The sequence below is a fragment of the Streptomyces sp. NPDC034111 genome (assembly GCF_055575375.1).
Window position 1 is genome coordinate 134,829 of record NZ_JBVIST010000019.1, and the last position, 26,992, is coordinate 161,820.

Consider the following 26,992-nt stretch of genomic DNA (forward strand, 5'->3'; position numbering starts at 1 on the left):
CCGGCTCGCCGGTACGGGGTCAGCAGTGCCGTACGGGTGCCGTACGGGCTCAGATCCGTGGTACGACCGCCACCGGACAGCGGGCATGGTGCAGCACGGCGAGCACAACGGGGCCGAGCAGCATCGGCGAGCGCTGGAACCGGCGCCCGATCACCAGCAGAGCGGACCGTGAGCAGGCCCCCAGCAGCGTGGGCACCACCCGGCCGCGCTGCACATCCTCGATCACCTCGACCGCCGGGTACTTCGCCCGCCAGGGCCCCAGGGCCTCGCCGAGCGGCTGCCCACCGGCAGGAATGTCCGCCGCCTGCATCGCATACGCCCGCACGGCACGCAGCGGCGCGCCATGGGCATCGGCGGCCGTGAACGCGAAGTCCAGCACCGCCTCGTCCTCCGGCGCCGCCTCCTGCACGCCGACCACGATCTCCGGCTGGGTAGCGGCGGCGGCCAGCTCCTCCTCGCGCACCGTGACCACCGCGCACTCCGCGCGACCGAGCACATGCAGGCTCACCGAGCCGAGCAGGAAACCGGCGACCGCGCCGTGGGCACGCGAGCCGAGCACCGTCATCGTGGCCCGCCGGCCGCGGTCCAGCAAAGCGTCCACCGCCTGGTCCGCGACCTCCTCGGTCGACACCTCGAGCTCCGGGTGCAGCGCATGCGCCGTCTCTTCGGCCGCGCCGAGCACATCGGCACCGAAACGCTGCCGCTTGGCGGCCGTCTCCAGCGCAGGGGGGACGGCCTGCCCCTGGGAGACCGAGGAGTGCAGCAGGTGGAGCGGCAGGCCCCGGGCCGCTGCCTCCTCGGCGCCCCAGCGCACCGCCGGCTCGCTGCTCACGGTGCCGTCGAGTCCTACGAGAACAGAGCCGCCCATGACGTACCTCCGCGGGGTCAGGGCTATGGACCACCCTCACTCCAGCATCCCCGCATTGCGCCGGCGGGTCTTGGGCCGAGCGGGCCCTCCCCGTGAGTCGGGGGGCCTGATCGCCGTGCCGTGCCCGGCCGGAACATGGGGCCGGTCGGCCCCTCGCCACGGCCCGACCGGATCTCCTCGACGCCGCACGCCGCGCGCTTCACTGGGGGCGACGAGGAGGGCGTGGGTCCAACGGGGTGGCCCCCGGGGTCCGGCGGCCCCGGGGGCCTTTGGCCCACCACCCCGTCCCCTGGGAGAAGCGCCATGACCACTACGCCACTGCTCAACGTCCTGCCCGCCCAAGGACGCGAACGCCTGATGCGGTTCGCGCACGAGGTGTCGTTCCCCGCGGGGGCGCGGATCTTCGAAGAGCGAGAACCCGCCGACCGCTTCTGGATCATCCGCACCGGCTCGGTCAACCTCGACATCCACGTGGCGGAGCGCCGCCCGGCCGTCGTCGAGACGCTCGAGCACGGTGATCTGCTGGGCTGGTCATGGCTCGTACCGCCGTACGCCTGGCGGATGGGCGCCGAGGCCGCCACCCCCGTACGGGCCCATGAGTTCGACGCGACCGCGGTACGCGCGCTGTGCGAGGCGGACCCGGCGCTCGGCCTCGCCGTCACCCACCGGGTCCTCGATGTGGTCGCCCGCCGTCTCCAGGCCACCCGGTTCCGGTTGCTCGACATATGCGGCTCACGGATCAGCACCATGCCGGCCCCGCCGTGACGGCGCGGTCGGCCGGTGCGCCGTTCGGCGCGGTGCTCAGAGGGAGGACCACTCATGCGGATACGCGAGGTGATGCGCACACCGGTGGTGACGGTCGCGCCCGGCACCACACTGGCCGAATCCGCACAGCGGATGGCGGAGCGCACCGTCGGATACCTCGTGGTGATGTCCGGTGCGGCGATCCAAGGCGTGGTCACCGACCGCGACTTGACGGTGCGCGGGCTCGCCACGGGGGTGAGCGCGACCGCTCCGGTCGCCGACGTGATGACGGCACCGGCCATCACCGTCCGGGCGGATGACGATGTGGACCTGGCGTACCACACCATGCGCCGGGCGGGCGTTCGCCGGCTTCCGGTGGTGGACGGGGACCGGCTGACGGGCCTGGTGGCGCTGGACGACCTGCTCATGGACGTCGCACACCGGCTCGGCGAACTGCTGGAGCCGCTGTCGTGGTGCGCACTGGCCGAGCCGCCCGGGCCACCGCACGCGGCAGACGGCGCGGCTCCGCGCGACCGGGCACCCGGGCTCTGAGCGTGCCGACGTCGGGCCGCCGCCCCCAGGGCGGTACGCCTCGCAGCCCCTGTGCGGCCCGAGTGGCCTGCGGGAAGGGACCTATGGCCCCTGACGCCCCCGGCGCCGCCGCCGCACGCTGGAGAGAACCACGACGCTGTCCGCACACCCACCGATGCCGGCCGGCACCACGGATCCGCTGTCCGTGACCCGCCGTCCGGCGCCCCCCGGAGGCTCCCGGTGTTCACCCAGATCCTCGACGACACCCTGGTGAAGTCCCTCGTCGCCGACGCGGCCTCCGCGCCGTCCATGCACAACGCCCAGCCCTGGCGCTTCACCTACACCCGCCACAGCCGTACCTTCACGCTCTCCGCGGACGCCGAGCGCGCGATGCCGCACGCCGACCCCACCACCCGCGCCCTGCACCTGGGCTGTGGAGCCGCGCTGCTGAACCTGCGGGTGGCCGCGGAGCACGTCGGCCACCGGACCGCGACGACCCTCCTGCCCGACCCCGCCGACCCGGCGCTGCTGGCCACGCTGCGACTGGACCCGCCGCACACGCCCCTGGACGAGCCCCTGCCGGCCCTCCACCCCGCCCTCCGCGCCCGCCACACCAGCCGGGTCCCCTTCTCGGAACGCCGCATCCCGGACACCCTTCGCGCCGTCCTCGCAGAGGCCGCCGCCCGGGAAGGCGCCGAGCTGAGGTTCCTGACCACCGCGCACCGCGAGACCGTCCTCGACCTGATCACACACGCCGAGGGCTACAACCGCATGGACGCCCAGCGGGACGCCGAACAGCGTCGCTGGACCCACGACACCTCCGCCGAGGCGCCCGAGCCCTCGCCCGCCGACGGCATCCCGGACTACGCCTTCGGGCCCGTCAAGCAGGGCGGCACCGCCCCCGTCCGCGACTTCGCCGGCCGGCACGCACTGCCGCACCGCATCTTCGCCGACTTCGAAAAGCACCCCCAGCTGGCCTCGCTGAGCACCCCCGGTGACGGACCGGCCGACTGGCTGCGCGCCGGCCAGGCCCTGCAACACGTCCTGCTGCTGGCCACCCTGGAGGGGCTTGCCGCGTCCTTCGCCACCCAGCCCCTCGAATGGCCCGACCTGCGCTGGATCCTGCGCGATCCGGTCTCCGGAACCGGCCATGTCCAGATGATCATGCGCCTGGGCTACGGCCCGCAGGGGCCCCGCACCCCCCGTCGGCCGGTGGACGAGGTACTGACGATCAGGCCGTGACCCGGGCCCGTGGCACATGAACGCGGCCCATGGCGCGGTGCTTTGGCGTCCGCGGTCCAGGGCCCGGCCCACGCTCCCGCGGCGAGCTGTGTCGCCGGGTGGCGTTCACGGAGGCCATGTGGGGTAACTGCCGCAGTGCGGTTTCGCGGACCGCTCCCGGGGTGTGAAGCTTGCGGACGGACGTCAGACCCGTGCCGTCGACGCTATGTGGAGGCCCCGTGACAGGAGTGCGCCGACTCGTCGTCCTGCGCCACGCGAAGTCCGCCCGGCCGCCGGACGTGGAGGACCATGACCGGCCGCTCGCCGCCCGCGGACGGCGGGACGCCCCCGCCGCCGGCCGGTGGCTGCGGGACGCCGACTGCATCCCGGACCTGGTCCTCTGCTCCACCGCCACTCGGGCGCGCCAGACCTGGGAACTCGCCGCCGCACAGCTTCCCGTGCTGCCCCCGGTCCGCCACGACGTACGCCTCTACGACGCGGACGTCACCGACCTGCTCAGCGTCGCACACGAAACCCCGGACACCGTACGCACCTTGCTGCTGGTCGGTCACAACCCCGCGGTCCAGGACCTCGTCCTGCTGCTCGCCGAAGAAGCGCTGAGCGACGCCCTGGAACGTACCCGGGAGAAGTTCCCCACCTGCGCCCTGGCCGTACTCGCCCAGCACGGCCCCTGGCCCAGAGCCACCGCACGAGGAGCCCTCCTCACCGACCTCGCGGTGGCCCGCGGACCGGACGACTGACGGCCGACGGCGCGGCCCCACCCGGGCCGCGCCGTACCGCCGTCAGCCGAGCCGTGTTCCGGTCTTCTCCAGGGCCTCTCGCACCGGCTGGTAGTAGGTCTCGCCCCCCGAGGAGCAGTCACCGCGGCCGCCGGAGGTCACGCCGACCGCGGCGGTGTCGTCGAAGAGCGCCCCGCCGCTGTCGCCGGGCTCCGCGCAGATGTTGGTCTGGATCAGATCGTCGACCGGCCCCTGCTGGTAATTGGCCGTCACCTCGACGGCGAGCACCTCACCGTCGTGGACCTGTGTGGTGCTGCCGCTGCGCCGGACCGTCTGGCCCACGATCGCCTCGGCCGCGGTGGTGATGGGCTGCGTGCTGCCGTCGTAGAGGTCCACCGCGCTGGGGTGCGCGATGTCGTCGGCGGTGTACCTCGCGATGCCGAAATCGTCACCGGGGAACTTGCTGGTCTCGGACACGGCGATCTCGGGGCCTCCGTGCGTCGCGGACCAGCTCCGTACCGCGCCGGTGCAGTGCCCGGCCGTCAGGAAGTACGGCTGCCCGTCCTTGGTGACGTTGAAGGCGAGCGAGCAGCGGGTCGCGCCGCCCCAGATGGCGTCGCCCCCGGCGATCAGCGGCCGGAGCGTGCCCGCCGACCGCCGGAGCGCGACGCGGTCACCGAGCGCGGAGGTGACGGCCCTGAGCCGTTGCAGGCCCTCGCCCTGGACCGTGCGGTCAGCGGTGATGACCACCTTGTTGGCCCGCGGATCCACCGCCCAGGAGGTCCCGGGGATCGAGGCCTGCTCCTTGAGGGTGGCTCGGGCGGCGTTCAGCGAGGTCAGGGAGTGCTTGACGATCCTGACCTCGGCTCCGGCGCCGCGCACCTTGGCCGCGGCGGACTCGTTCGTCACGTTCACGATGAGCTTGTGGTGGGCGGCGTCGTAGTACGACCCCGCCGCCTGGTCACCGAGTCGGGAGCCGATCTCCCTGGCGCGCTGGGCGGCGGTGGCGGCCGACGGGGGGTCAGGGGCCGGGCGGGGGGTGGCGCCGGCGCTCGGCAGGGCTAGGGCGGCGGTGATCAGAACCACCGCACCGGCACCGGCACCGGCGAGGGCGGTGCGGGGCGTGGATACGCGCGTGTTCGTCAACTCAGAACCTCTGCTGGGGGGTTCGGGCCGGCCGGGGGGTGAGCCGGCCCCGTAGGAGGCAGGGCAGTCCCCTTCTCACCGACGTCGCACCAGGCCACGTCCTTCGCTCAGGGGTTCCCTATTCCTTTCCTGCTCCTGCCGCGCCCTACACCCGCCCGGCCGGAGCCGCGCAGGAATCACCTGGACGGCCGGTGGCGCCCTCGGCCGGCCCGGCGTCGTACGCCCCGCTGCGGGGACCGCCGCCGATCTTCCCGGCCGTTGAACGGACGCGGTCGCCAGGCCGTACAGATAACCGCGGCGGCGGTCTCCCGGGCCTGGTCCGCCGTGTCACCACCGGGCTTCGTACGGAAGGACCTTCGGGTGCTGCTCTTCACGCGCTCACGCCAGCTGCCGGACACGGACCGGGCGGCCGCGGAGGACGACGACCTGTCCTCGGGCATCCCCGCGCAACGTGTGCCGGACGCGGCCCCCGCCGGCCCGCGCCGGTGGAGGTGGCAGCCCAGGTGGCACCCCACCGTGGCACGGGCCGCGGCCGTCGCGGCCACCATCCTGTCCGCCCTGCTCGTCCTCGTGGCCCTCCTCCTCCCCAACCAGCTCACCCGCCTCACGCCCGGCGCATTTCTGCGCATCCCGGTGGAGGGGATCCTCGGCGCGGCCCTGCTGCTCGTCCTGCCGCCGAGGCCGCGGCGGGTGGCGGCGCTGCTCGGCGGGGCCGTCCTCGGTACGGCGACCGTCCTCAACTGCCTCGACATGGGCTTCTACGCAGTCCTCGCCCGGCCGTTCGACCCGGTGCTGGACTGGAGTCTGTTCGGCGACGCCACCTCGTTCCTCCGCGATTCGCTGGGCGGGGCGGGCGCCACCGGAGCGGTGATCGGGGTGGTGGTCCTCGTTGTCGCCCTGTTCGTCCTCATGATGCTGGCGGTCGTCCGGCTGAGCCGCCTCATAGCCCGGCACAGCGCCGCCGCGACCCGCACCACCTTCGTCGTCGGGACCGTCTGGATCACCTGTGCCGCACTCGGTGCGCAGCTCGGCGCGGATCCGGTCTCCGCCATGAGCGTGGCCCAGATCGTGCAGGGCCGTGCCCACCAGGTGCGTACGACCCTCCACGACGAGCAGGTGTTCGCCAAGGAGGCGGCCGGTGACACCTTCCGCGACGCCCCGGCCGACCGGCTGCTGACCGGACTGCGCGGCAAGGACGTCCTCTTCACCTTCATCGAGAGCTACGGGCGCAGCGCCGTCGAGGATCCGCGGATGGCCGCCCAGGTCGACGCGGTACTCGCCGACGGGACCCGCCGGCTGCGCAAGGCCGGGTTCCGCTCGCAGAGCGCCTACCTCACCTCGTCGACGGCGGGCGGCGGCAGCTGGCTGGCGCACTCCACCTTCATGTCGGGCCTGTGGATCACCAACCAGCAGCGCTACCGCACCGTCACCTCCAGCGACCGGCTGAGCCTCACCGGCGCCTTCCGGCGGACCGGAGCCTGGCGCACGGTCGGCATCATGCCGGGCGTCAGCCGGTCCTGGCCGGAGGCGAAGTTCTACGGTCTCGACAGCGTCCACGATGCCTGGCACCTGGGCTACCGGGGGCCGAAGTTCAGCTGGTCGCGGATGCCCGACCAGTACAGCCTGGCAGCCTTCGAACGTCTCCGGCACCGCAGTTCCGGCAGCAAGCCGCTGATGTCGGAGATCATCCTGACCTCCAGTCACAATCCCTGGGCGCCGCTGCCCAAGCTGATCGACTGGGACCGGATCGGTGACGGTTCGGTCTACAACGCCATCGAGAAGGCGGGCAAGGACCCCAAGGACGTCTGGGAGGACCCCGCCCAGGTGCGTACCGAGTACGCGCGGTCCATCCAGTACTCGTTGCGCAGCCTCATCTCCTACGTGGAGAAGTACGGCACGAAGAACACCGTGCTGGTCTTCCTGGGCGACCACCAGCCGGTCCCGGCCGTCACCGGCGAGCACGCGAGCCGCGATGTGCCGGTCGCGATCGTCGCCCACGACCAGGCCGTGCTGGACCGGATCTCCGGCTGGGGCTGGCAGCAAGGCCTCAAGCCCGGCCGCAAGGCCCCGGTCTGGCGGATGGACACCTTCCGCGACCGCTTTCTGACCGCCTACGGCCCGCACCCCGGCGCCACCCGTAACTGACGCCAGGAGCCGGTCGGCTATGCACCGGAAGTCGACGTACGCGGTTCCGGACGTCCCATGGTGTGCTGCGGGAGCGGCGTGAACCGGTACGAGCCGCCCCGGGACGTCACCAGACCGCCGGTGGGCGCCGGGAAGTGGGTGCCGAGGACCAGGGTGCCGGTGTCGGCCAGCGAGGCGAGCAGCCGGCGCCGGGTGGCGGCCGCCTGGCGGGGGTCGGTGTCCGCACAGCTGTTGAGGCCGGGACGGGCCACCTGTACGGGGTGGTGGAGGCAGTCGCCGGTGATCAGGGCGGTGGCGCCCTGGCTGCGGAGCTGCACGGCGACGTGGCCCGGGGTGTGTCCGGGGGTGGGGAGCAGGCGGATGCCGGGGGCGACACCGACCCCCTCGTCCGGGACGTCGATGAGGTCGAGCAGGCCGGCCTCCCTGACCGGATGGACCGAGTCCCGGAACATCTGCCTCCGCGCCTCGTCCAGTTCCGTCGTCGCCCAGTGGTCCCACTCCGTTCGGGCGGTCAGATAGCGGGCGTTGGGGAAGGTGGGGTGCCAGCTCCCGCCGTCCGCCCGGGTGTTCCACCCGACGTGGTCGGTGTGGAGGTGGGTGAGCAGGACCAGGTCGACGGTCTCCGGGGCGAAGCCCGCCGCGGTGAGCCGCTCGAGGTAGTCGCTGTTCAGGTCGTGCCACGCGGGGTTGGCGCGCGGTTTGCCGTTGCCGATCCCGGTGTCGACGAGGACCCGCAGGCCGTCCACCGAGCATGCGAAGGTGTGGCTGGCCAGCCGCAGCACCCCAGAGCCCTCGACGAAGTCGGGCCGCAGCCAGGGCACTTGGGTCACCAGCTCCGGCGTCGCGTCCGGAAGCAGCCAGGGGCCGGTCTCCGGGGGCAGGGCCACCTCGTCGATGCGCTGGACGGTGATCTCCCCCACGGTCCAGGCGGGGGCCGGTGCGGTTGGTGAGGCATGCGCGGGGCGGTCCATCCGAAGTCTCCTCCGTTAAAGCAATTCATTCGCGTTAACGGCAGCCTAGGACCTGGCCCTGGTTAAAGCAACTATTTAGCTTTTACGGCCCCCGCCCCGGCGCCCCTCCCGCGCTAGAAGCAACGAATTTGCCTTAAGGTGGTGCCATGCCCCCCAAACCCATGGCCCGCCCCGGAGGTCGCAGCGCCCGCGTCCAGGCCTCCGTGCACGCCGCCGTACGGGAACTGGAGGCCGAGCGGGGCCGCGCCGCGCTGACCGTGCCGGCCATTGCGGCCCGCGCAGGTGTCACCCCGTCGACGGTCTACCGCCGCTGGGGCGACCTCCATGAACTGCTCTCCGACGTGGCGGTCGAGCGGCTGCGCCCCGACCAGCAGCCGGACGACCACGGAAGCCTCCGCGCCGACCTGACCTCGTGGGCCCGGCACTTCCTCGACGAGATGGCCTCCGGGCCGGGGCGCGCCTACATCCGCGACGCGCTGCTCGGCGACCCCGACGGCAGCAACGCCGGCCGGTGCTCGGACTACGCCGCCGACCAGATCGAGGCCATCCTCGCCCGTGCCACCGCCCGCGGCGAGACCGGCCCCACTGCCGAAGCGGTCATCGACCATGTCGTGGCACCGATGATGTACCGCATCCTCTTCCGCCCGGCCCACCTCACCCCTGCGTACGCCGACCATCTCGTCCAAGCCGTCCTCGCCGCGCCGCCGCCGGCCTGACAAGCCCCGGCATGGGCCGACCATCGCGCGGCGGCCGGCCACCGGGCCGCCGCCCGCCTCACACCGTCCGTACGGTCACACCCGCGGCGGCCAGCGCATCGGTCTCCTCCGCCGGGGCGGTGGCGTCGGTGACCAGGGCGTGCAGTGTGGAGGCGGGGGTGACGAAGGCCAGCGCGGTACGGGAGAGCTTCGGGGCCTCGGCGACGGCGATGATGCGGCGGGAGGAGGCGATCGCGGCGCGTTTGACGGCCGCGTCGTCCAGGTCGTACGCGGTCAGGCCGTCCGACGCGTTGACCCCGCAGCATCCGATGACGGCCGTGTCGAAGCGCAGCGCGCTCAGCGAGGCCGCGGTCAGCGGGCCGGTCAGGGCCAGTTCGCCCGGGCGCGGCCGGCCGCCGGGTACCAGGAGGGTCAGTTGCGGTGCCGCGGCCAGTGCGTTCGCGGCATGCAGCGAGAGCGGCATCACGGTCAGCCGGCGGTGTTCCAGCGCGCGGGCCACTTCCAGGCAGGTGGTGCCGCTGTCGAGGACGACCGACTCGCCGTCGGCGATCAGCCCGGCGACCTCGGCCGCGATCCGCCGCTTGGCCTCCTGGCCGTCCTGCTCCCGCAGGGCGAAGGGCGGCTCCGCGCCGCGCAGCAGCAGGCTTCTGGCCCCGCCGCGGTAGCGCTCCAGCACCCCCTGTTCGGCCAGTACCTCCAGGTCGCGGCGGATGGTCATCTCCGACGCGCCGGTGAGGGTGGCCAGTTCCGCCACGCCGATACGGCCCGCCGCGCGCACGGCGTCGGTGATCTGCCTCAGTCGGTCAGTGCTCGCCATGCCCCAGATTGAACATCGAAGGCGCTCGAATAGCAAGCTTACGAACATCAATCATGTTCGCTATGTTCTTTTCCATGTTTGTTCACAGAGAGAACCCGCTGCGGGCCGGCCGGCTGGCCACCTTTGCCTGCTTTGCCCTGAACGGCTTCCTGATGGGGATGTGGGTCGTCCACCTGCCCGCCGTCGAGCACCGTGCCCAGATCAGCCATGCCGTGCTCGGCTGGCTCCTGCTGCTGCTCGGCGCGGGGGCGTTCGCCGGTATGCAACTCGTCGGCCCGCTCACCGACCGTTTCGGAGCCCGCACCGTCGTCCCGGCCGGTGCGGCGCTGTGCAGCGCCGCGCTCGTCCTGCCGGGCCTGGCCACGAACGGCTGGACGCTGGGGGCCGCCCTGCTGGTGCTCGGGTTCGGCAACGGCTGCCTGGACGTCAGCATGAACGCCCACGCCGTCCAGGTGGAGCGCGGCTACCAACGGCCCGTCATGTCCGCCTTCCACGCCACCTTCTCCATCGGTGGCGTCCTTGCCGCACTGACCGGCGCGCGCACCCTCGACCGTGGCTGGAGCCCGGCGGTGACCCTCGGCGCGGTCGCACTCCTCGGCCTCGTCGTCAGCGCACTGATCGTCCCCGCCCTGCTGCGGCCCGACCCCGCCCGCACCACCGGGACCCCCGCCGCGGCGCAGACCCGGCGCCGGACGCCCCGGCGCATCTGGATGCTGGCCGTGCTGGCCCTGATGCTCATGCTGTGCGAAGGCGTCGCCAACGACTGGAGCGTGCTCCACCTGCGGGAGGTACTGGGCGCGCCCGCCGCCACCGCCGCGCTCGCCTACGGTGCCTTCGCCACCGCCATGACCGTCGGCCGGCTGCTGACCGACCGGATGGCCGCGCGCTTCGGCCCGGTCGCGATCCTGCGGCACGGCGCGTCCCTGGCCGGGCTCGGCCTGACGCTGGCCGCGCTCTCCCCGTGGGCCGCGCCGGCCCTGCTCGGCTGGGCCCTGTTCGGGGCCGGGCTGTCCGGCTGCATCCCCCAACTCTTCAGCGCCGCGGGCCACATCGACCAGGACGCTGCCGGCGCCAATGTGTCGCGCGTCGCCGGTCTCGGCTACCTCGGCATGCTCGCCGGTCCCGCCGTCATCGGTCCGCTGACCCACTTCGTCCCGCTCAACCTCACGTTCCTCCTGCCCGTCGCGTGCTGTCTCACCGCCGCCTGCACGGCAGGCATCCTGCGGTCCCGCCGCCCCGCCCCCACCCCTCTGGAGGCAGAGACCGTCTGACCGACGTAACGCAGTCACCCCAGCCCGTGGGTGGCCGGACCTCAGATGGCGGGTGGGTCGAGGCGGGTGTAGGTCACGGGGGCGCTGGTGCCGCCGGGGCCGACGACCGTGACGCCGACCGGTCCCGCGGTGCCGGGCGGGGTCACGGTGGCGAGTTGGGTGTCGGAGATGATGGTGAAGGCGGCGGGCGCCGTCCCGAACAGCACCGCGGTCGCCCGGGCGAGGCCGGTGCCGGTCAGGGTGACGGTGTTCCCGCCGTAGATGGCCCCCTGGCCGGGACTGAGAGCGGTCAGGGTGGGGGCCCCTACGTAGGTGTAGGTGACCGGACCGCTGGTCCCCCCGGGGGTGGTGACGGTGAGCTGCACGGGGCCCGCGCCTCCGGGCGGGGCGACCGCGGTGAGCTGGGTGTCCGAGACCACGGTGAAGGAACCGGCGGGCGTGTTCCCGAAGCGCACGGCGGTGGCCGTGGTGAGGCGCGCCCCGGTCAGGGTGACCGTGTTGCCTCCCGAGAGCCGGCCCGCGCTCGGGCTGACGCTGATGAGGGCCGGCGCGTGGAGGTAGAAGTAGCCGGCCCCGAGGGTGTGGGTGCCGCCGGGCGTGGTGACCGTGACGCTCACCGGACCGGCGATCCCCGCCGGAACCACCGCGGTGATCCGGGTCGGTGAGACCACCGTGAAGCTGGTCGCCGCGGCGCCTCCGAACGTGACCGCGGTGGCACCGCCCAGATTGGTGCCGCTCACCGTGACGGTATTGCCGCCGGCGAGCGGCCCCTGGTTGGGGCCCACCCCGGTCACCGCCGGCGCCGTCGCGTAGGTGTAGGGCCGCCCGTTGCTGGTGCCGGCCGATGTCGCGACGGTGACCTGGACGGTTCCGGTACCGGCCGGGGCGACGGCGGTGAGCTGTGTGTCGGAGACGATCGTGAACGAGGCCGCCGCCGCGCTGCCGAACCGCACCGCCGTGACAGCGGCCAGTCCGGTACCGGTGAGGGTGACCGTGTTGCCGCCGGTCACCGGCCCGGACAGGGGACTGACCGCGGTCAGCGTGGTCGCGGACACCGGGGTGTAGGCATAGGTGACGAGCTGGGTGCTGGTGCCGGCGGGCGTGGCGACGGTGACCTGGACCGTTCCGGTTCCGGGAGGCGCGACGGCGGTGAGCTGCGTATCGGAGCTGAGCATGAACGAGGGCGCCGTCGCGGTACCGAAGCGCACGGCGGTGGCACCGGTGAAGCCACTGCCGGAGATCGTCACGCTGGTGCCGCCCGAGCTGGGACCCGTGGCCGGGGAGACGCTGCTGACGCTCGGCAGCCGGGCGGCGAGAGAGAGGGTGGGCGGGGGTACGGATCCGTTCACGGTCAGGTTCCTCCGAAAGGGGTGAGCCCCGGCCGCGGCCAAGAGAGGGAGAGCCGGCCGGGGTTCGTCGAGGGCGCCGGGGCCCGCGCGGGTGAAACGACACCGCACCCGCGCGGGCGGTCCGGATGCCGGGTCAGATGCCGGGGCCGGCCAGGTAGTTGAACGGGGTCGGCGAGCTGGCGCTGCCGCCCGCGGTGGTGACGGTGACGGTGGCGGGACCGGCGTTGCCGTCCGGCGTGGGCGGGGTGATCGCGGAGAGCGTGGTGTCGTCGACGACGGTGAACGGCGCCAGCTGCCCACCGAAGGCGACCGACTGCGTGGTGCGCAGGTTGGTGCCGCGCAGGGTCACCGTGGTGCCGCCGGACGCCGGACCGGAGTCGGGGTTCGGCGCGTCGACCGTCGGCGCGTCGATGTAGGTGTACGTCAGGCCGTTGTTGGTGCCGCCGGCGGTGGTGACGCTGACACTGACCGGCCCGGCCGCGGCGCCCGCCGGCACGGTGACGGTCAGCTGGCTGTCGTTGACCACCGTCGGCACGGCGGTGGCGGCGCCGAAGCGCACCGTGTTGGCCGTGGACAGGCCGGTGCCGTAGAGGGTGACGGTGTTGCCGCCGGCGGTGGCACCGGAAGTGGGGGTCAGCGCGGTCTTGAACGGCGGGCCGAGGTAGAAGAACGACTCAGGGTTGCTGGTGCCGCCGGGTGTGGTGACCGTGACATCGACCGTGCCGACCCCCGCCGGGGAGATGACGGTGACCGAGGTCGGCGTATTGGCCGTGATGGTGGCGAGCTTGGACCCGAAGCGCACGGCGGTGGCGCCGCCGAGGTTGGTACCGGTGATGGTGACGACGGTACCGCCGCCGGTGGATCCTTGATTGGGGGAAAGGGGCATGGCTGTTTCCTTTGTCGGGGTGGGATTCGGGATTGCTGAGGAGAGGTGAACTGCCGTGGGCGGGGCGGTCGTTCACCGTCGTCGCGGGACAGTCGCCGCCGCGGGCGAAGCAGGTGACCGTCCCGCGGCGGCACCGTCAGCGGGCAGAGCGGGGTGCGTCGCGCGGTGGGTCGTAGTCGTCCGGCGCACGCCGCGGCCGTACCTCGGCCGGCACCGCGGCCGGAGCACAGGCCGGGCTCATGAATCGGGCACTGCGGGCAGTTGGCATGACACGCTCCTGCGTGAGGTCGCGAGCCACCGCACTGGCGTGTGCCGGGGCACGGCACCGCCGGGCAGATACCGGATCCTCTACGGGGAGCCCACCGCGGCACCACAGCCGCCGCCGTGCGCAGGCCGGAAGAACGGCGAGCCGGCCGTCACTCCCCGGAGAGGACGGGCGGCCCACCGGACTGGTCGCAGTCAGTAACCCATCGGAGTGAACGCACCAGCAAGGGCATTGACGCTACGTCACCCGAACGGCCGGGCGCGTGGATCCGGAGTCGCACCACCTGCCGTCCGTACCCGGCGGCCGACGGCGGCCGGGCGCGAGGCCGGCCCGCGCCGCTCAGAAGGTGATCGTCTCGCCCTCACGAGCGGCCTGCTGCGCGGTGTAGACGACGCCGTGGACCTTCAGTCCGGCCGGGTCGAGGAGGGTGATCGCCCCGCCGCGGTTGCCGAGCTGGAAACCGTCGCTCACGGGGACGGTGAGGGTGGCACCCGGGGCGAGCTGTCGGGCGGGCAGGGAGAGCAGGTGGTGGTCCCGGTCGCCGAGGTGCCAGCCGGTGAGGTCGACGGCGCTGGGGGAGGTGTTGAGCAGCGTGACCGTCTCGGCCTCCGGTGCCGGGCCGAAGGGATTGACCATCGCGGCCATGATCCGCAGCGGCCGGGCGCCGTCGGTGGGCCGGGGCGGCGCGGCGGGGAGGGCGTGACCGGTGGTGTCGTCGGTGTGCCAGACCTGGGACTGGAACGCGAGGAACACGGCGATCCACCGGGACTCGGCCGGCAGGTGGAAGAGCATCCCGCCGTCCTGCCAGACGCCGTCCTCGCGACGGTGGTGAGCGTTGTTGCCCTGGTTCATATGGATCTCGTGGACGCCGTCCCCGGGCCGGAAGCCGAAGAGGGGATCCTCCTCCTGGGGCTTGGGGCCCCACCGCTCCCCGAAGACGTATACGCCCGTCGTCTGATCGCTGATCGCGCGCTGCACGTAATGGTCGAAGAGGTCGGCGAGGTCGTTGTCGACGCCGGGAAGATCCGGCGGGAGGACGCGCAGGGCGGCCGGGTCGAAGAGGTTGCCGCGGATGAAGTCGAGACCGCCCCCGCCCGCCTGCCGCGGCAGCTCCCGCCATCCCTCGCCGGCCGCCGGGAGCTGCTGCGTCAGTGGGTGGCGGAAGTCGTCGTCCACCACGTAGAGCAATTCGGCGGGGGCGTCGCTCGACAGGACGTTGACCGCGGCCCGGTAGTTGGTGCCGCGGTTGTCGCGCAGATGGATCTCGTAGTGCGGCGTGTCGGTGCCGCCCTCGCGCTTCCGCGCGACGGCGCGGGCTGCCAGCACACCGTAATTCTTCAGGGGCATCTGTCATCCTCCGGCTCGTCGGGGATATCCCCGCCCGGCAACCACGGGCGAACGGGGAGCAGCCCGAGTTCACCCGACCGCCACTGCCGGATGCGCGCCGCGCGGTGCATGGTCGCCGAGCACGGCAGGGGGCGAGAGGCGAGGCGGGCGAAGGTCACTCGAAGGTGTGAATCCTGCGGCCATGGCGACGTCTCGCAGTCGCCGTACGAGTGACGGCGAACCTACGGTCGAGCCGTCGGGGGGCCTCTGCGTATCGCCCAAGGAAAGGCTCCTCGATGGACCAGCAGATCGTACAGGTGAAGATCCACCCCGCCATCGGCATAGCCCGGGTCGGCAACAGCGACGACCAGCCCTTCATAGGACCCGAATCACCGGACCAGCCGCCCCTGAAGGCCGGGTCCTACAAGGACGGCTCGGGGAAGCTCATCCGTCAGGCCGCCCGCTTCCGGGTCTACGGCTACAACAAGGCCGGTGAGGTCGTCAGGGAACTCAAGCTGGGCGAAGAGGGCGTGACCGAGATCAAGTGGTCGGTACACCTGGCCAACAAGAAGGCCGCCTGGTACCAGTTCCACATCCCGCTCGACATACCCGAGGCCCACGGGCTGCCGGGCAACCAGTTGCGCCGGCGGAACTTCGACGTCACGGGAGCGGACCGGAAGAAACTCGTCATCGATCCCGGCCGCCAGATCCTGCACGCCTCCCGGCACGAGACCGCCACCTTCGCCGGGAAGATCATGAACAAGGCGGTCGCCCTGGGCTCGGCCGCCACCCAGGCCGACGGCCGTCTGGTGGTCGTCGGCGGTCACGGTAAGTCGGCCTCCTACGCCACACCCGAGAAGCCGATCACCGGCGTCACCAACAACGACACCTGGTACGACGACGTCTCCGACGGCCCGGTCACGGCGGAGGTCACCATCGGGGGCGTGACGAAGGCCGCGACGCCGGGCTGGGTCGTGGTCGCCCCGCCGCACTACGCACCCGGCGTGAAGACCGTCCGCACCCTCTACGACCTGCTTTACGACGTGTTCGTCACCGAGCAGACGCTGCCGGCCGTGCAGCAGGTCTCCTACCCGGACCACATCGAACCGCTGCTGGGCCGGTTCTGTGATCTGCAGTGGGTCAACCACGGCTTTGCCGCCCAGTTCGGCTGGCAAGGACCGCACGACTTCCGCGACCCGGACCTGCGCAAACGGCTCGCCGACCCGGGCGTGGCCAGCCGTGAACTCCGCCGCCAGGTCTACGTCCAGATGCGTGACTACTGCCGTGACGGCATGTCCCCGGTCCCCTGGCCGTGGCTCTACGGCGACGCCATGTCCAGCAGGCCCAATTCCGTACGGCAGCACATCACGCTCTCCGGCGCCCAGGACCGGATGCTGGCCCTGTGGGCCGACGGCCACTTCACCTCCGGCCCGCCCCGCACCGGCTACCCCGACGTGGACAAGGCGCCCGTCACCGAACAGCCGGGCCTGCTGGACCGGGCCGCGCTGGAGAACTGCGCCGCCGACGCCTTCCATCCCGGCTGCGAGGTCACCTGGCCGGTGCGGCACAAGACCATGTACTCCGAGCCGTTCCGCATCCTGCACCGCACGCCGGAGAACCCGGAACCCGACTACGGCGAGGTGCTCACCGTCCAGGACGCCCTGGGCAAGAACGGTCCGCTGCACGCACAGGGGCCGGGCGACCTCACCCGCTGGATGGCCGCCCCCTGGCAGTGCGACGCGGCGAGCTGCCGCTCCGGCTATGAGGTAATTGCCGGGCTCGGCCCCCGCTACAGCCCCTATCTGCCGACCTTCTGGCCCGCCCAGGTGCCCAACCACGTCCTCAAGGAATCCGACTTCAAGACCGTCAACACCAAGCCGTCCGGCAGCGACGACAGCGCCAGGGAGAAGGCCTTCGAGAACCGGGCGGTGTGGCTGCGCGGCCTGAAGGGCACCGACTTCAACGTCCAGCGCCGCCAGATGATCGACGACTGGTACAAGTTCGGCATCGTCCAGACACAGGAGTACAAGGTCGGCGACGGGAAGTTCCCCCGGTTCATGCAGGTGGAGTCCGAGCCCGGGTATCCGCCGGCACCGGACCACGCCAACCTCATCAACATCCAGGTACCCGAGGCGGGATCGCCTCAACTCGCCGCCGCGGCCGACGCCTGGAGCGGAACCGTTTCGGCCGAGTCCGTCGAGGCGAGCCTCGTGCAACAGGCGGTACAGGAGATCAAGGCGGCGACCGGCCGGGACGAGGCGGCGATCGCGGCCGGGTACCTGGAGAAGCTCGACCCCGTCCGCGGCACCCCGTGAGCCCCACGCCCGCCTACGACGTCGTGGTCGCGGGCGGTGGCCCGGCCGGCTGCGCCGCCGCGCTCGCCCTCGTACGGGCCGGGCGTACGGTGCTGCTGGCCGACGCCGGCACCGGCCCGCCCAAAGCGGGCGAGGCACTGGTGTCGACGGGACGGCTGCTGCTGGCCGACCTCGGCGTCGACCGGCCGGTCCTGGGCACCGGCCATCTGCCCTGCCACGGCAATCTGTCCGCCTGGGGCTCGTCCGAACTGCACGCCGTGGACTTCATCAACGACCCCTACGGCCACGGCTGGCACCTCGACCGGCCGCTCTTCGACCGCCGGCTGCGGGCCGCCGCCCGCGCGGCGGGCGCCGAGGTCGCCGAGCACACCGCCGTCCGGCGCCCCGCCCGGCAGCCGGACGGCACCTGGCGGCTCGCCCTGCGCGCACGCCTCGGCGCGGGCGGGGAGCGTACGGTCCGCTGCCGCTGGGTGGTGGACGCCACCGGACGGGGCGCCGCGATCGCCGTCCGCTCCGGCGCCCGGCGGCACACCGGAGACCGGCTGACCGCCCTCCACCTCCGCCTCGACCCGGCCCCGCGGACCACCAACGACGGCCGCTCCCTGGTCGAATCCGATGAGGACGGCTGGTGGTACACCGCCCTGCTGCCCTCCGGGCACCGCCTGGTCGCCTACTTCACCGACCCCGACCTGCTCACCGCCGCACACGGCGCCGAGCAGTTCCGTGACCGGCTGCTGGCCACCCGGCACATCTCCCGCCGGGCCCGCCCGCATGGCCTCACCACCGTGCGGCCACCCCGCCGCGCCCCCGCGCACAGCGCACATCTGGACCGGGTGCACGGCGAAGGCTGGACGGCCGCCGGAGACGCGGCGGCCGCGTTCGACCCGCTCAGCTCGCAGGGCATCCTCACCGCCCTCTACACCGGGCTGAGCGCGGGTCAGGCGGTCGACGCCCGGTTGCACGGTGACCGGGCGGCCCTGGCCGACTACGCGACAAAGGTCGCCACGGCCCGTACCGCCTACCGGCACGGCCACCGCGTCGTGCACGCCCAGGAAACCCGCTGGTCCGACCGCCCCTTCTGGGCCAGACGACAGCGGCCCCCTTCCTGAGCCCCGTACCACCCTCACCCAACCCCCCCAACTCCCCACCCCACTGAGGAAAGGCGAGACCCACCATGAGCAGCAACAACCCCGAACCCGCCCACGCCGGCGGGCACGAGCACATCCACCGCTTCCTGATCCTGGGCAAGAAGAAGCTCTTCTTCTACCACCTGGCGCTGTACAACCCGCAGTCCGGCCACGACTTCCAGGCGGTCTTCAGCTTCACCATCAAGGACAACGGTGAACTGCGCGAGATGTACCTCAAGGACCGGGCGCAGCACGAGAACCAGCGGGTCTTCTACTCCCTGCGCTGCCCGCACCACTTCCTGCTCCCCGAGTTGCAGAACGGCAAGGAGTTCTCCGTCCATCTGGAGCGGGTCGTGGTCCAGCCCGACGGCGGCCGCACCTTCGAGCAGATGACGACGAGCGAGACCACGGTGGAGTGCAAGAAGGAAGACGTGCTCTCCTTCCGCAAGCTGGGGAACCTCCCCTACCCCGACTACCTGACCTACCTGGTGTTCGGCGAGGGCGACGAGATCCACCTCGCACATCAGCTCGCCGCGCGCCCCAACTGGGACGAGGCCGTCACCGTCACCACCAAGCAGCCCATCGACCCGACGATGCTGAAGAAGGTCCCGGCCCTCGTCATCGAGTCGATCAAGGACGCCCACGACAGGCTGGTCGAAAGCCCCCTGAAGACGGGGCAGCAGTACCAGGGCAAGCTCAACGGGGCAGGTGCGACGGTCGACTTCACCGTCGGCCGCCAGGGCTGGTGGAACCACACCAGCCTCAACAACTGACACCCCGTCACCATCACACCCGGCCCGGGCGCGACACGGTCGTGCCCGGGCCGGGCGCGTCTTGAGTGACACACGTCACATAGTCACTAATGGACTGTTGTGCTGCTATAGGCGTGACGCCGATCCGGCGGCCGGCTGGAGCGGCGGTCCTCGCTCCGGCCGTCCCAGCCTCACACGGGAAGTGATCGCATGTTACGTGTGTTACACGTGTTCCGCGCCCTTGGTCTTGTCCTCCTCCTGGCGGCCATGTCCCTTGGCACAGCCCCCTCTGCCAGCGCAGATACGCGCACGGCCATCGGAGGAGGCACCGGCATCATCTTCCGGCTCCAGCCGAGCCCGGAGGACCCCAAGGGCTACTACATCTGCACCCTCACCGCGGTCGGCCGCGACGCGGCCGGCAACCTCGTAGGCCTGACCAACGCCCACTGCTTCATCGACGAGCAGGGCAAGAAGCTGGTCGGCGAGAAGGTCTACCTGGACAGCTCGCCCGCAGGGACCGCCGCCGCCCCCGCCCCGCTCACCGACAGCCGCCCCGACCTCAAGACCGGGGCCATCGGCACGGTGACCTACGTCAGTACGCCCAACAATCTGCTCAACACCGGCCCCAAGGGCCTGGACTACGCGGTGATCGCCCTCGACGAGAACCGGGTCGCTCCCACCAGCACCGTCGGCGGAGTGACCATCACGTCGATCGGAGCCCCGCCCGCCAACGGGACCCGCATGTGCAAGGAAGGCCACCGGACGGGCCTCACCTGCGGCATCAAACTCGGCACCCACGGCATCTGGTTCACCCACCTCATCTGGACCAACGGCGGTGATTCCGGTTCCCCCGTCGTCGCCGGTCAGACGCTGGTCGGCAACGCGTGGGGCGCCCAGCACAGCTCGCCGATCCTGAGCATCATCGACGAGATGAACGCCCACGGCGGAGTCGGCGCCGGCTTCCACCTCGCCACCTGAACCACGACCGCCTACCTGCCCCAGATCTTCCGGTACGCGGCCCGGTAGCCGGGCGGGTCCCAGGTCGTGGCGCCGCCGCTGTTGGCGGCGGTGCTGATGTGCACGGGGGCGACGTAGCCGCTGGCGGGCCGGCCGGCGAAGGCGCGGTTGAATTCGTCGAGGATCTGCCAGCCCTGCTCGGAGAACGGCTCGGGAACGGTGGCCGTCTGGAACTGTCTGCCGTTGATGCGCTGGAAGGCGGAGGGATCGCCGTCTCCCGCCCCGATGTTGAAGGGGGCGGCGCCGCCCTTCTTACGTGCGGCGCGCAGGGCCGGTGCGGCATCGGCGAAGTACACGTCGTTGATGGCGACGGAGTGCGTCCAGCTGTCCCGGAAGCGGGAGAGGAGTGAGGAGACCTCCTGCGGGGTGCGGCTGCTGGTGTCCGAGATCGGGATGTTCTCCTCCGCCAGCAGCTTCACACCGGAACAGGCGGCAAGTGCCTTCTTGATCAGTTCGGACTTGTGCCTGGCGAACGGAATCGACGCATCCGTGAACACGACGACTCCGGCACGGCCGTTGGAGTGCCCGGTGATCCACTGCGCGCTGATCCTCGCGACGTCCTCCACCCTGGTGGTGACATTGCTGAAGAGTTCGGGCTTCCTGCTCGGGCCGGGGGAGGCGACGGCGTGCCAGCCGACGAGCGGGATGTGTTCCGCGTTGGCCTTCGCGACCTGCTGCGACGTCAGATTGGGGTCGAAGCCGCCGATGACGATGCCCGACGGCCGGAGGGCGATGGCCTGGCTGAATGCGGCCTGGATACCGGCGGGGGTGCCCTGACCGTCGATCACCCGGACGTGCCAGCCGATGGTCTTCGCGGCCTCCTGCACGCCCTGGGCGGCGCCTGCGACGCCGGGGTTGGTCATGGTCTGTGCGACGTAGACGATGCTCTTGCCGGCGGCGGCCTTGGGGCCGCTGACCGGGCCGTGCCATGCGGAGTTGGTCTTCTCGGCCTGCCGAACCGCCGCCTTGGCCCCGGCCAGGACGGCGGGGCAGCCGGGCTGCTCCGGCTTCGCCGAGGACGGACCGGTGCCGGTCGACGCGCCGCGCTCACAGCCGGCGAGGACGGCGGCCGCCACCGCGAGCACGGCTGCGCTGCCGAGGACGGTCCTGCGGTTCGAGTACACGGGGCGCTTCCTTGCGGAGGGGACGGCGCGAGGGGGACAGCGGGGGCTACGAGGCGACTTTGGACAGGTCATGCGGTGTTCGGGGAGGCTCCGTCCGACGATGGCGCAGCTGTCGGCGCGCGGCGTAGCCGGCCATGCCGACGGCGAGCAGCAGCGTGGCGCCGTTGAACAGCGGGGTGACCCAGAACTGGGCGCCGAGCTGGCCGATGCCGGCGAGACCGATGGCGAGGATGACGACGGCGACCAGGGTGCCCAGGGCGTTGGCTCGGCCGGGCTTGATCGCGGTGGAGCCGAGCAGCGCACCGACGAACGCGGGCAGCAGGTAGTCCAGCCCCACACTGGGGTTGCCGATGCGCTGCTGCGCGGCGAGCAGGACACCGGCGATACCGACGACCAGACCCGAACCGGCGAAGGCGTAGATGACGTAGCGCCGGGAGGGGATGCCCACCAGATCGGCGGCGCGGCGGTTGGCGCCGATGACGTACAGGTACCGGCCGAGCGGCAGTCGCTCCAGGAGCACCCACAGTACGGCGGTGAGGGCGAGGACGTAGAAGGCGGAGACCGGCAGGCCGAGGAAGCGGGAGTCGTAGAGGTCGGTGAAGGCGGCCGGCAGACCGTGCGGGCCGGGGACGATCCGGGCGCCGTTGGTGATCCAGCCGGTGAGGGCGTACAGGATGCTGCCGGTGCCCAGGGTGGCGATAAAGGAGTCGATCTTCGCGAACTCGACGACGACACCGTTGAGGGTGCCGAAGACCGCCCCGCCGACGACCACCACGAGGCAGGCGAGCGGCCAGGGCCACGCTTCGTTGGCGATGAGCTGCATCGTCATGACGTGCGCGAGGCCGAGACCGTAGCCGATGGACAGGTCGAACTTGCCGGTGACGATGGGGATCGTGGCGCCGAGCGCGAGGATGGCGGGGATCGACTGGTTGGACAGCACCGCCGAGATGTTGTCCAGGGTGGGAAAGGTGTCCGGCAGCGCGAGGGAGAACGCCAGGAACAGCAGGGCCGTGAGGGCCAACAGGCCATAGGGCCCGATGAGGTGGCCGGCCCGGCGGCGCAGCGGGGGACGGGGAGCGGGGGAGCGGGTCATCGTCATGTTGTCCCGGTGAGAGCGGCCATGGCGGAAGAGGCGCGGGCGAGCCCGGTGACCGTGAGGGCTTCCCCGCTCAGCTCCACCGTCTGCACTCCGCGGACGAACACCAGGGCCCGATGGCACACCGTGACGACCTCCTCGAAGTCGGTGGAGAGGAGCAGGACACCGAGGCCTTCGGCCAGCGCCTCCCGGAGCAGGCGGTAGACCGCCGTTTTGGCGCCGACGTCCACCCCGGCCGTCGGCTCTTCGAGGATCAGCAGCCGCCGGCTCGTCCGGAGGCCCCGGCCGACCATGACCTTCTGCTGGTTCCCGCCGGACAGGGTGGAGAGCGGCGCCTCACTGTCCCGGGGAGACACCGCGAACCGCTCCATCAGGGCGGTGGCTTCGGCCCGTTCGCGCCGGGGGCTGATCCAGTGAAGGGCCGTCAGACCGTCCGCCCGGGGGTTGGCCAGGAAGTTCTCCCGTACGGTCAGCTCGGCGGCGCAGCCCTCCTCCTGACGGTTGCTGGTCACGAAGCCGACGCCGGCGTCGACCGCGGCGGCGACCGTGCCCGGCCTGTAGGGCCGGCCGTCGAGCAGTGCCCGTCCGCCGAGGAGCGGTTCGGAGCCGGCCAGGGCGCGGCCCAGTTCCATGTGCCCGGCGCCGGTCAGGCCCACCATGCCCAGGACCTCGCCGGCGCGCAGCTCCAGGCTGACCGGTGCGGTGTTCGCCGTCCGTACGCCGTCGAGGCTCAGCAGGGCCGGGCCGGTGGCGGGGGCGATCCGGTAGCCGCCCGGTTCATGGCCGACGATGTCGTGCACCAGCTGGGCAGGGCGGTAGTCGGCGAGCGGGCCCTGGCTGGTCAGGCGGCCGTCGCGTAGCACGGCGAAGACATCGGCGACCTTGTACACCTCGTCGAGCCGGTGGGTGACGAAGACAAGGGCGTGGCCCTGGTCGCGCAGGGAGCGCAGGACGTGGAAGAGGCGCGCGCAGTCCGCGGCCGGGAGGCTGGCGGTCGGCTCGTCGAGGACGATGAGTCGGGCCTCGGTGGCCAGGGCGCGGGCGATGGCCACCAGGGAGCGTTCGGCTCGCGGGAGGTCGCCGAGGGTGGCGCCCGGGTCCAGGTGCGCGGCGAGGATGCCCAGGGCCTCGGCGCACCGGCTGCGGGTGGTCCGCCAGGACACCAGCCCCGAGCGGCGTGGGTAGCCGGTGACCAGTGCGATGTTCTCGGCGACCGTCATCCACTCGACCAGGCCCAGGTCCTGGTGGATGAAGGACATGGTGCGGGCGGCCGCTTCGGTGCCGAGCGGGTGCCCGGCGACGGTCACCGTCCCCTCGTCCGCGTGGTGGACGCCCGCGAGCACCTTGATGAGGGTCGACTTTCCGGCACCGTTCGGCCCCAGCAGCGCGAGGACGCTGCCGGAGTGGATGTCGAGGTCGACCGCGTCCAGCGCCAGGGTGCCGCCGAACCGCTTGCTGAGACCGCGTATCCGGACGAGAGGTTCTGGGCCGTGGCGCGGGGGAGGGCTGGTCTCACGAGCGTCAGGCACAGACTTCTCCGGGGGTCGGCCTCTTGGTTCTCTCTGGCGGAAGCGGCGATGCTGCAAGGGCGCTTTGCGGTGTGAGTGCGGTGAGGGTGCGTTGCCGGGTGGTACCGCAAGGCACGATCAGCGCTCTTTGTCGCATTTCCGCATGCTACGGCGCTCTTTGTCCTCCAGGCCGGATGGCCCGTCAGATGGCGGGAATGTCGTCGAAATGCATCGCGGCGGTGGTGGGCTTTCCGCCGGGTACCTCCAGGGCGCACTCGGCCCAGATGACCTTGCCCTCGGCGGTGTAGCGGGTGCCCCAGGCCTGGGTGAGCTGGGCGACGAGGAACAGGCCGCGGCCGCCCTCATCGGTGGTGGCCGCGTGGCGCAGATGCGGGGCGGTGCTGCTGGTGTCGGAGACCTCGCAGGTCAGCGTGCGGTCGTAGAGCAGGCGGACCTGGATGGGGCCGTTGCCGTAGCGGATGGCATTGGTGACCAGCTCGCTGAGCAGCAGTTCGGTGGCGAAGACGACCTCGTCCAGCCCCCATTCGGTCAGCTGGCGGGTCACGGCGGCACGGACTCCGGAGACCAGCGCAGGGTCGGCGGGCAGGTCCCAGGTGGCGATCCGGTGGGGATCGAGGGCGTGGGTGCGGGCGACGAGCAGCGCGATGTCGTCCGCGGGGCACGGGGGCGCCACGGTCCGGAGCACCGCCTCACAGGTCTCCTCAGGCGGGCGGTCCGGGTGCGCCAGGGCCTGCCGCAGCTGGTCGAGGGCCGTGTCGAGATCGCGGTCGCGGTCCTCGATGACCCCGTCGGTGTACAGGACGAGCTGGCTGCCTTCGGGAAGGTGGAACTCGGCGGTTTCGAAGGGGAGACCGCCCAGTCCGAGAGGCGGGCCGGCGGGCAGATCGGGGAAGGTGACGACGCCGTCGGGGTGCACCAGCGCGGGCGGCGGGTGGCCGGCCCGGGCCATCACGCACTGCTGTGAGGTGGGGTCGTAGATCGCGTACAGACATGTGGCGCCGATGATCGCGGTGCTGTCGACGGCGGGGTCCTCGCACTGCTCGTCCCGGTCGAGACGCCCCACCAGATTGTCCAGGTGGGTGAGGACTTCGTCCGGGGCGAGGTCCAGTCCGGCGAAGTTGCGGGCAGCGGTGCGCAGCCGGCCCATGGTGGCGGCGGCGTGCAGCCCATGGCCGACGACATCCCCGACGACGAGGGCGACGCGGCTGCTGGAGAGCGGGATGACATCGAACCAGTCCCCGCCGACCCCGGACTTGGCGGGCAGATAGCGGTAGGCGACCTCGATGGCGTTCAGCTCCGGGAAGCTCTGCGGCAGCAGGCTGCGCTGAAGGGCAACGACCATGGTGTGTTCGCGGGTGTACCTGCGGGCGTTGTCGATGCAGATGGCGGCGCGGGTGGCGAGTTCCTGGGCGAGCGAACGGTCGTCGTCGCCGTACGGGGCGGGATCCCGCGCGCGGTAGAAGCTCGCCACGCCCAGGGCGATGCCGCGGGCGAGCAGGGGGACGGTGATGAGGGAGTGGACGTTGTGGTCGAGGAGGCGCTGGGCGTGCACGGGGTCCTGGGAGATCCAGCCCGCAGCGGTCCGCAGGTCGGGCTCCAGCACCGGCTGTCCACTGGCCAGACAACGGAGTTGAGGGGTGGTGGGACGAAGGTCGACCGGCTCACCAGCAGGGTAGAAGGGGCAGTCGTCGCGGTAGCCGTGCACCACCGTGCGGTACAGGCCGGTGCGCGGATCGGTCGGCTCCTCGCCGCGCAGCACCGCTTCGGGAAGGTCGATGGTGACGAAGTCGGCCAGGCACGGGACGGCCATCTCGGCGAGTTCATGGGCGGTGCGGCTCACGTCCAGGGTGGTGCCGATGCGGGTGCTGGCCTCGGACAGCAGCTCCAGTCGACGGCGGGCCGCCACCGCGTACTTGCCCACGCCCGGCTCGCCCACCAGCACCAGTCCGCTGGTCGCACCGTCGGCGGCGGTGTCTCCGGCGGGGGCGGGCCTGCGCGCCGTGATGGCTGCCGGGCCGGGTACGGGTACGGGTCCGAGCGGCCGCCCGCGCAGCGCGGCGGTCGCGTCGGGTACCTGCCGCGGCGGTGGGGGACCCGGTGCGCCGGTTTCGGAGTAAACGGTCAGGCGTTGCTGCCGGGAGGGCAGGACCGCTTCGATGACGATGCCCTCCACCCCCGAGGGGCTGGTCACCGGGTGGCTCAGCAACGTGACCCGCCGGCCGCCGGGCAACGGCACCTCGACGGCGGCCCGTTGGGCCGAGGAGATCAGCTCGGTGGCCCGCTCCTTGAGGATCATCTGGTCACGCCAGTCCAGTCCGCTCTCGGCGAGCGCGCCCAGTTGCCCGTTGCCGGTATCGGCGTCGGCCGGCGAGCGGCGCCGGGCATCGAGGTACGCCTGGAGCAGGCCGCGCTCCCTGGTCGAACTCTGCTCCAGCATCCGCCCTTCGATGGCCCGGGCCGCCCGGCTGATCACGGTGTCCAGGGCAGCATCCGCCTCGGTCAGCGGGTAGCCGAAGCAGAGGATGCCTTCTATGCGCCCACTGAGCAGGTCCCGGACGGGGATTGCCGAACAGGCATTTGACTGGGCGCGTTCGGCGAAGTGCTCGGCACCGTAGACGTTGATCAGCTTTCGCTCCGCCAGCGCCAGCCCGATTCCGTTGGTCCCGCCGAATTGTTCGGCGAAGACGAAGCCGGGGACGGCCTGGATCGGGGCCAGGCTTCTGACCATGGAGGATTCACCGAAGCGGCGTTGCAGCACCGCCCCGTGTCCATCGGCGAGGCACACGTTCATGTTCCGGCCGTCGAACCGGGACCGCAGCCGGTCCAGTACGGGCTCGGCGGCGCGGACGAGCCGGCCGTCCACGTCGAGGTCCTGGTCGTAGGGAAGCTCGCACGCGTCCGGTGAGAGCCCCAGCGACCGGGAGCGCTGCCATGAACTCAGGATCGAGCTCCGCACGCCCCCCTCCACCGACTCACCGCGAAGGAACTGCTCACGGGCGCGTGCGGGACCGAGCCCCTCTCCCGCGAGGCCCATCC

Annotated in this window: 22 protein-coding genes; 11 read left to right on the forward strand and 11 right to left on the reverse strand. The window is 72.0% G+C overall.

Translation table 11 applies throughout. From position 1 onward, the window contains the following. Window positions 1-49: 49 nt before the first annotated feature. Window positions 50-868 carry a universal stress protein gene (locus tag ACZ55A_RS30825; protein WP_468846953.1) on the reverse strand — a complete coding sequence of 273 codons (819 nt, stop codon included), beginning with the start codon at window positions 866-868 and terminating at the stop codon, window positions 50-52. 303 nt (window positions 869-1,171) lie between these two features. On the opposite strand from ACZ55A_RS30825, the gene ACZ55A_RS30830 reads away from it, so the two are divergent. From ACZ55A_RS30830 to ACZ55A_RS30845, 4 genes are all read left to right on the forward strand, one after another. Beyond that, window positions 1,172-1,633 carry a cyclic nucleotide-binding domain-containing protein gene (locus tag ACZ55A_RS30830; protein WP_468846956.1) on the forward strand — a complete coding sequence of 154 codons (462 nt, stop codon included), beginning with the start codon at window positions 1,172-1,174 and terminating at the stop codon, window positions 1,631-1,633. 54 nt (window positions 1,634-1,687) lie between these two features. Beyond that, window positions 1,688-2,164, forward strand: coding sequence for a CBS domain-containing protein (locus ACZ55A_RS30835; protein WP_468846958.1), 477 nt, complete (start codon window positions 1,688-1,690; stop codon window positions 2,162-2,164). 219 nt (window positions 2,165-2,383) lie between these two features. Beyond that, window positions 2,384-3,385: an Acg family FMN-binding oxidoreductase gene (locus tag ACZ55A_RS30840; protein ID WP_468846961.1), complete on the forward strand. Its 1,002-nt coding sequence runs from the start codon at window positions 2,384-2,386 to the stop codon at window positions 3,383-3,385. Between the two features lie 218 nt (window positions 3,386-3,603). After that, window positions 3,604-4,125, forward strand: coding sequence for a SixA phosphatase family protein (locus ACZ55A_RS30845; protein WP_468846963.1), 522 nt, complete (start codon window positions 3,604-3,606; stop codon window positions 4,123-4,125). A gap of 42 nt (window positions 4,126-4,167) precedes the next feature. On the opposite strand, the gene ACZ55A_RS30850 is transcribed toward ACZ55A_RS30845, so the two are convergent. After that, window positions 4,168-5,250 carry a S1 family peptidase gene (locus ACZ55A_RS30850; RefSeq protein ID WP_468846965.1) on the reverse strand — a complete coding sequence of 361 codons (1,083 nt, stop codon included), beginning with the start codon at window positions 5,248-5,250 and terminating at the stop codon, window positions 4,168-4,170. A gap of 360 nt (window positions 5,251-5,610) precedes the next feature. Here ACZ55A_RS30850 and ACZ55A_RS30855 point away from each other — a divergent pair, with 360 nt between their 5' ends. Next, on the forward strand, window positions 5,611-7,395 hold the full coding sequence (locus ACZ55A_RS30855; RefSeq protein WP_468846968.1) for an alkaline phosphatase family protein: 1,785 nt from the start codon (window positions 5,611-5,613) through the stop codon (window positions 7,393-7,395). A 17-nt stretch (window positions 7,396-7,412) separates the two neighbouring features. Here ACZ55A_RS30855 and ACZ55A_RS30860 read toward each other — a convergent pair whose 3' ends face one another. Then, entirely contained in the window at window positions 7,413-8,366 is a 954-nt protein-coding gene (locus ACZ55A_RS30860) for an MBL fold metallo-hydrolase (RefSeq protein WP_468846971.1), read from the reverse strand. 146 nt (window positions 8,367-8,512) lie between these two features. Here ACZ55A_RS30860 and ACZ55A_RS30865 point away from each other — a divergent pair, with 146 nt between their 5' ends. Further along, window positions 8,513-9,082: a TetR/AcrR family transcriptional regulator gene (locus tag ACZ55A_RS30865; protein ID WP_468846974.1), complete on the forward strand. Its 570-nt coding sequence runs from the start codon at window positions 8,513-8,515 to the stop codon at window positions 9,080-9,082. Window positions 9,083-9,140: 58 nt separating this feature from the next. Here ACZ55A_RS30865 and ACZ55A_RS30870 read toward each other — a convergent pair whose 3' ends face one another. After that, on the reverse strand, window positions 9,141-9,899 hold the full coding sequence (locus ACZ55A_RS30870) for a DeoR/GlpR family DNA-binding transcription regulator (protein WP_468846976.1): 759 nt from the start codon (window positions 9,897-9,899) through the stop codon (window positions 9,141-9,143). Between the two features lie 74 nt (window positions 9,900-9,973). On the opposite strand from ACZ55A_RS30870, the gene ACZ55A_RS30875 reads away from it, so the two are divergent. Then, window positions 9,974-11,170 (forward strand): MFS transporter, encoded by a 1,197-nt coding sequence (locus tag ACZ55A_RS30875; RefSeq protein ID WP_468846979.1) that lies wholly within the window; start codon window positions 9,974-9,976, stop codon window positions 11,168-11,170. A 41-nt stretch (window positions 11,171-11,211) separates the two neighbouring features. On the opposite strand, the gene ACZ55A_RS30880 is transcribed toward ACZ55A_RS30875, so the two are convergent. The 3 genes from ACZ55A_RS30880 to ACZ55A_RS30890 all read right to left on the reverse strand — a co-directional run bounded on the left by ACZ55A_RS30880 (window position 11,212) and on the right by ACZ55A_RS30890 (window position 15,017). After that, window positions 11,212-12,519 (reverse strand): IPT/TIG domain-containing protein, encoded by a 1,308-nt coding sequence (locus ACZ55A_RS30880; protein WP_468846981.1) that lies wholly within the window; start codon window positions 12,517-12,519, stop codon window positions 11,212-11,214. A 133-nt stretch (window positions 12,520-12,652) separates the two neighbouring features. Then, the gene (locus ACZ55A_RS30885; protein ID WP_468846984.1) at window positions 12,653-13,405 is read right to left on the reverse strand and encodes an IPT/TIG domain-containing protein; all 753 of its coding nucleotides are present in this window, start codon (window positions 13,403-13,405) and stop codon (window positions 12,653-12,655) included. 604 nt (window positions 13,406-14,009) lie between these two features. Further along, window positions 14,010-15,017, reverse strand: a complete 1,008-nt coding sequence (locus tag ACZ55A_RS30890; RefSeq protein ID WP_468846986.1) for a DUF2278 family protein — start codon at window positions 15,015-15,017, stop codon at window positions 14,010-14,012. Between the two features lie 275 nt (window positions 15,018-15,292). Here ACZ55A_RS30890 and ACZ55A_RS30895 point away from each other — a divergent pair, with 275 nt between their 5' ends. From ACZ55A_RS30895 to ACZ55A_RS30910, 4 genes are all read left to right on the forward strand, one after another. Continuing rightward, on the forward strand, window positions 15,293-17,311 hold the full coding sequence (locus ACZ55A_RS30895) for a LodA/GoxA family CTQ-dependent oxidase (RefSeq protein WP_468846988.1): 2,019 nt from the start codon (window positions 15,293-15,295) through the stop codon (window positions 17,309-17,311). Further along, the gene (locus ACZ55A_RS30900) at window positions 17,308-18,420 is read left to right on the forward strand and encodes an NAD(P)/FAD-dependent oxidoreductase (RefSeq protein ID WP_468846991.1); all 1,113 of its coding nucleotides are present in this window, start codon (window positions 17,308-17,310) and stop codon (window positions 18,418-18,420) included. The genes ACZ55A_RS30895 and ACZ55A_RS30900 overlap by 4 nt, the downstream gene beginning before the upstream one ends. Window positions 18,421-18,485: 65 nt before the next feature. Further along, window positions 18,486-19,211 carry a hypothetical protein gene (locus ACZ55A_RS30905; protein WP_468846994.1) on the forward strand — a complete coding sequence of 242 codons (726 nt, stop codon included), beginning with the start codon at window positions 18,486-18,488 and terminating at the stop codon, window positions 19,209-19,211. A 246-nt stretch (window positions 19,212-19,457) separates the two neighbouring features. Then, the gene (locus ACZ55A_RS30910) at window positions 19,458-20,168 is read left to right on the forward strand and encodes a trypsin-like peptidase domain-containing protein (RefSeq protein WP_468846996.1); all 711 of its coding nucleotides are present in this window, start codon (window positions 19,458-19,460) and stop codon (window positions 20,166-20,168) included. 11 nt (window positions 20,169-20,179) lie between these two features. Here ACZ55A_RS30910 and ACZ55A_RS30915 read toward each other — a convergent pair whose 3' ends face one another. From ACZ55A_RS30915 to ACZ55A_RS30930, 4 genes are all read right to left on the reverse strand, one after another. Then, window positions 20,180-21,331, reverse strand: coding sequence for a substrate-binding domain-containing protein (locus ACZ55A_RS30915; RefSeq protein ID WP_468846999.1), 1,152 nt, complete (start codon window positions 21,329-21,331; stop codon window positions 20,180-20,182). A gap of 46 nt (window positions 21,332-21,377) precedes the next feature. Continuing rightward, complete coding sequence (locus tag ACZ55A_RS30920) at window positions 21,378-22,430, reverse strand: ABC transporter permease (protein ID WP_468847002.1); 1,053 nt, start codon at window positions 22,428-22,430, stop codon at window positions 21,378-21,380. Beyond that, window positions 22,427-23,956 (reverse strand): sugar ABC transporter ATP-binding protein, encoded by a 1,530-nt coding sequence (locus ACZ55A_RS30925; RefSeq protein WP_468847004.1) that lies wholly within the window; start codon window positions 23,954-23,956, stop codon window positions 22,427-22,429. The genes ACZ55A_RS30920 and ACZ55A_RS30925 overlap by 4 nt, the downstream gene beginning before the upstream one ends. Before the next feature lie 181 nt (window positions 23,957-24,137). After that, entirely contained in the window at window positions 24,138-26,990 is a 2,853-nt protein-coding gene (locus ACZ55A_RS30930; RefSeq protein ID WP_468847006.1) for a SpoIIE family protein phosphatase, read from the reverse strand. Between the last annotated feature and the right edge of the window lie 2 nt (window positions 26,991-26,992).

What these genes read in the sequence shown, in the direction of transcription:
- ACZ55A_RS30825 (WP_468846953.1), bottom strand. Translation starts at nt 868, where the DNA reads ATGGGCGGCTCTGTTCTCGTAGGACTCGACGGCACCGTGAGCAGCGAG.
- ACZ55A_RS30830 (WP_468846956.1), top strand. Translation starts at nt 1,172, where the DNA reads ATGACCACTACGCCACTGCTCAACGTCCTGCCCGCCCAAGGACGCGAA.
- ACZ55A_RS30835 (WP_468846958.1), top strand. Translation starts at nt 1,688, where the DNA reads ATGCGGATACGCGAGGTGATGCGCACACCGGTGGTGACGGTCGCGCCC.
- ACZ55A_RS30860 (WP_468846971.1), bottom strand. Translation starts at nt 8,366, where the DNA reads ATGGACCGCCCCGCGCATGCCTCACCAACCGCACCGGCCCCCGCCTGG.
- ACZ55A_RS30865 (WP_468846974.1), top strand. Translation starts at nt 8,513, where the DNA reads ATGCCCCCCAAACCCATGGCCCGCCCCGGAGGTCGCAGCGCCCGCGTC.
- ACZ55A_RS30870 (WP_468846976.1), bottom strand. Translation starts at nt 9,899, where the DNA reads ATGGCGAGCACTGACCGACTGAGGCAGATCACCGACGCCGTGCGCGCG.
- ACZ55A_RS30875 (WP_468846979.1), top strand. Translation starts at nt 9,974, where the DNA reads ATGTTTGTTCACAGAGAGAACCCGCTGCGGGCCGGCCGGCTGGCCACC.
- ACZ55A_RS30885 (WP_468846984.1), bottom strand. Translation starts at nt 13,405, where the DNA reads ATGCCCCTTTCCCCCAATCAAGGATCCACCGGCGGCGGTACCGTCGTC.
- ACZ55A_RS30890 (WP_468846986.1), bottom strand. Translation starts at nt 15,017, where the DNA reads ATGCCCCTGAAGAATTACGGTGTGCTGGCAGCCCGCGCCGTCGCGCGG.
- ACZ55A_RS30895 (WP_468846988.1), top strand. Translation starts at nt 15,293, where the DNA reads ATGGACCAGCAGATCGTACAGGTGAAGATCCACCCCGCCATCGGCATA.
- ACZ55A_RS30905 (WP_468846994.1), top strand. Translation starts at nt 18,486, where the DNA reads ATGAGCAGCAACAACCCCGAACCCGCCCACGCCGGCGGGCACGAGCAC.
- ACZ55A_RS30910 (WP_468846996.1), top strand. Translation starts at nt 19,458, where the DNA reads ATGTCCCTTGGCACAGCCCCCTCTGCCAGCGCAGATACGCGCACGGCC.
- ACZ55A_RS30920 (WP_468847002.1), bottom strand. Translation starts at nt 22,430, where the DNA reads ATGACGATGACCCGCTCCCCCGCTCCCCGTCCCCCGCTGCGCCGCCGG.
- ACZ55A_RS30930 (WP_468847006.1), bottom strand. Translation starts at nt 26,990, where the DNA reads ATGGGCCTCGCGGGAGAGGGGCTCGGTCCCGCACGCGCCCGTGAGCAG.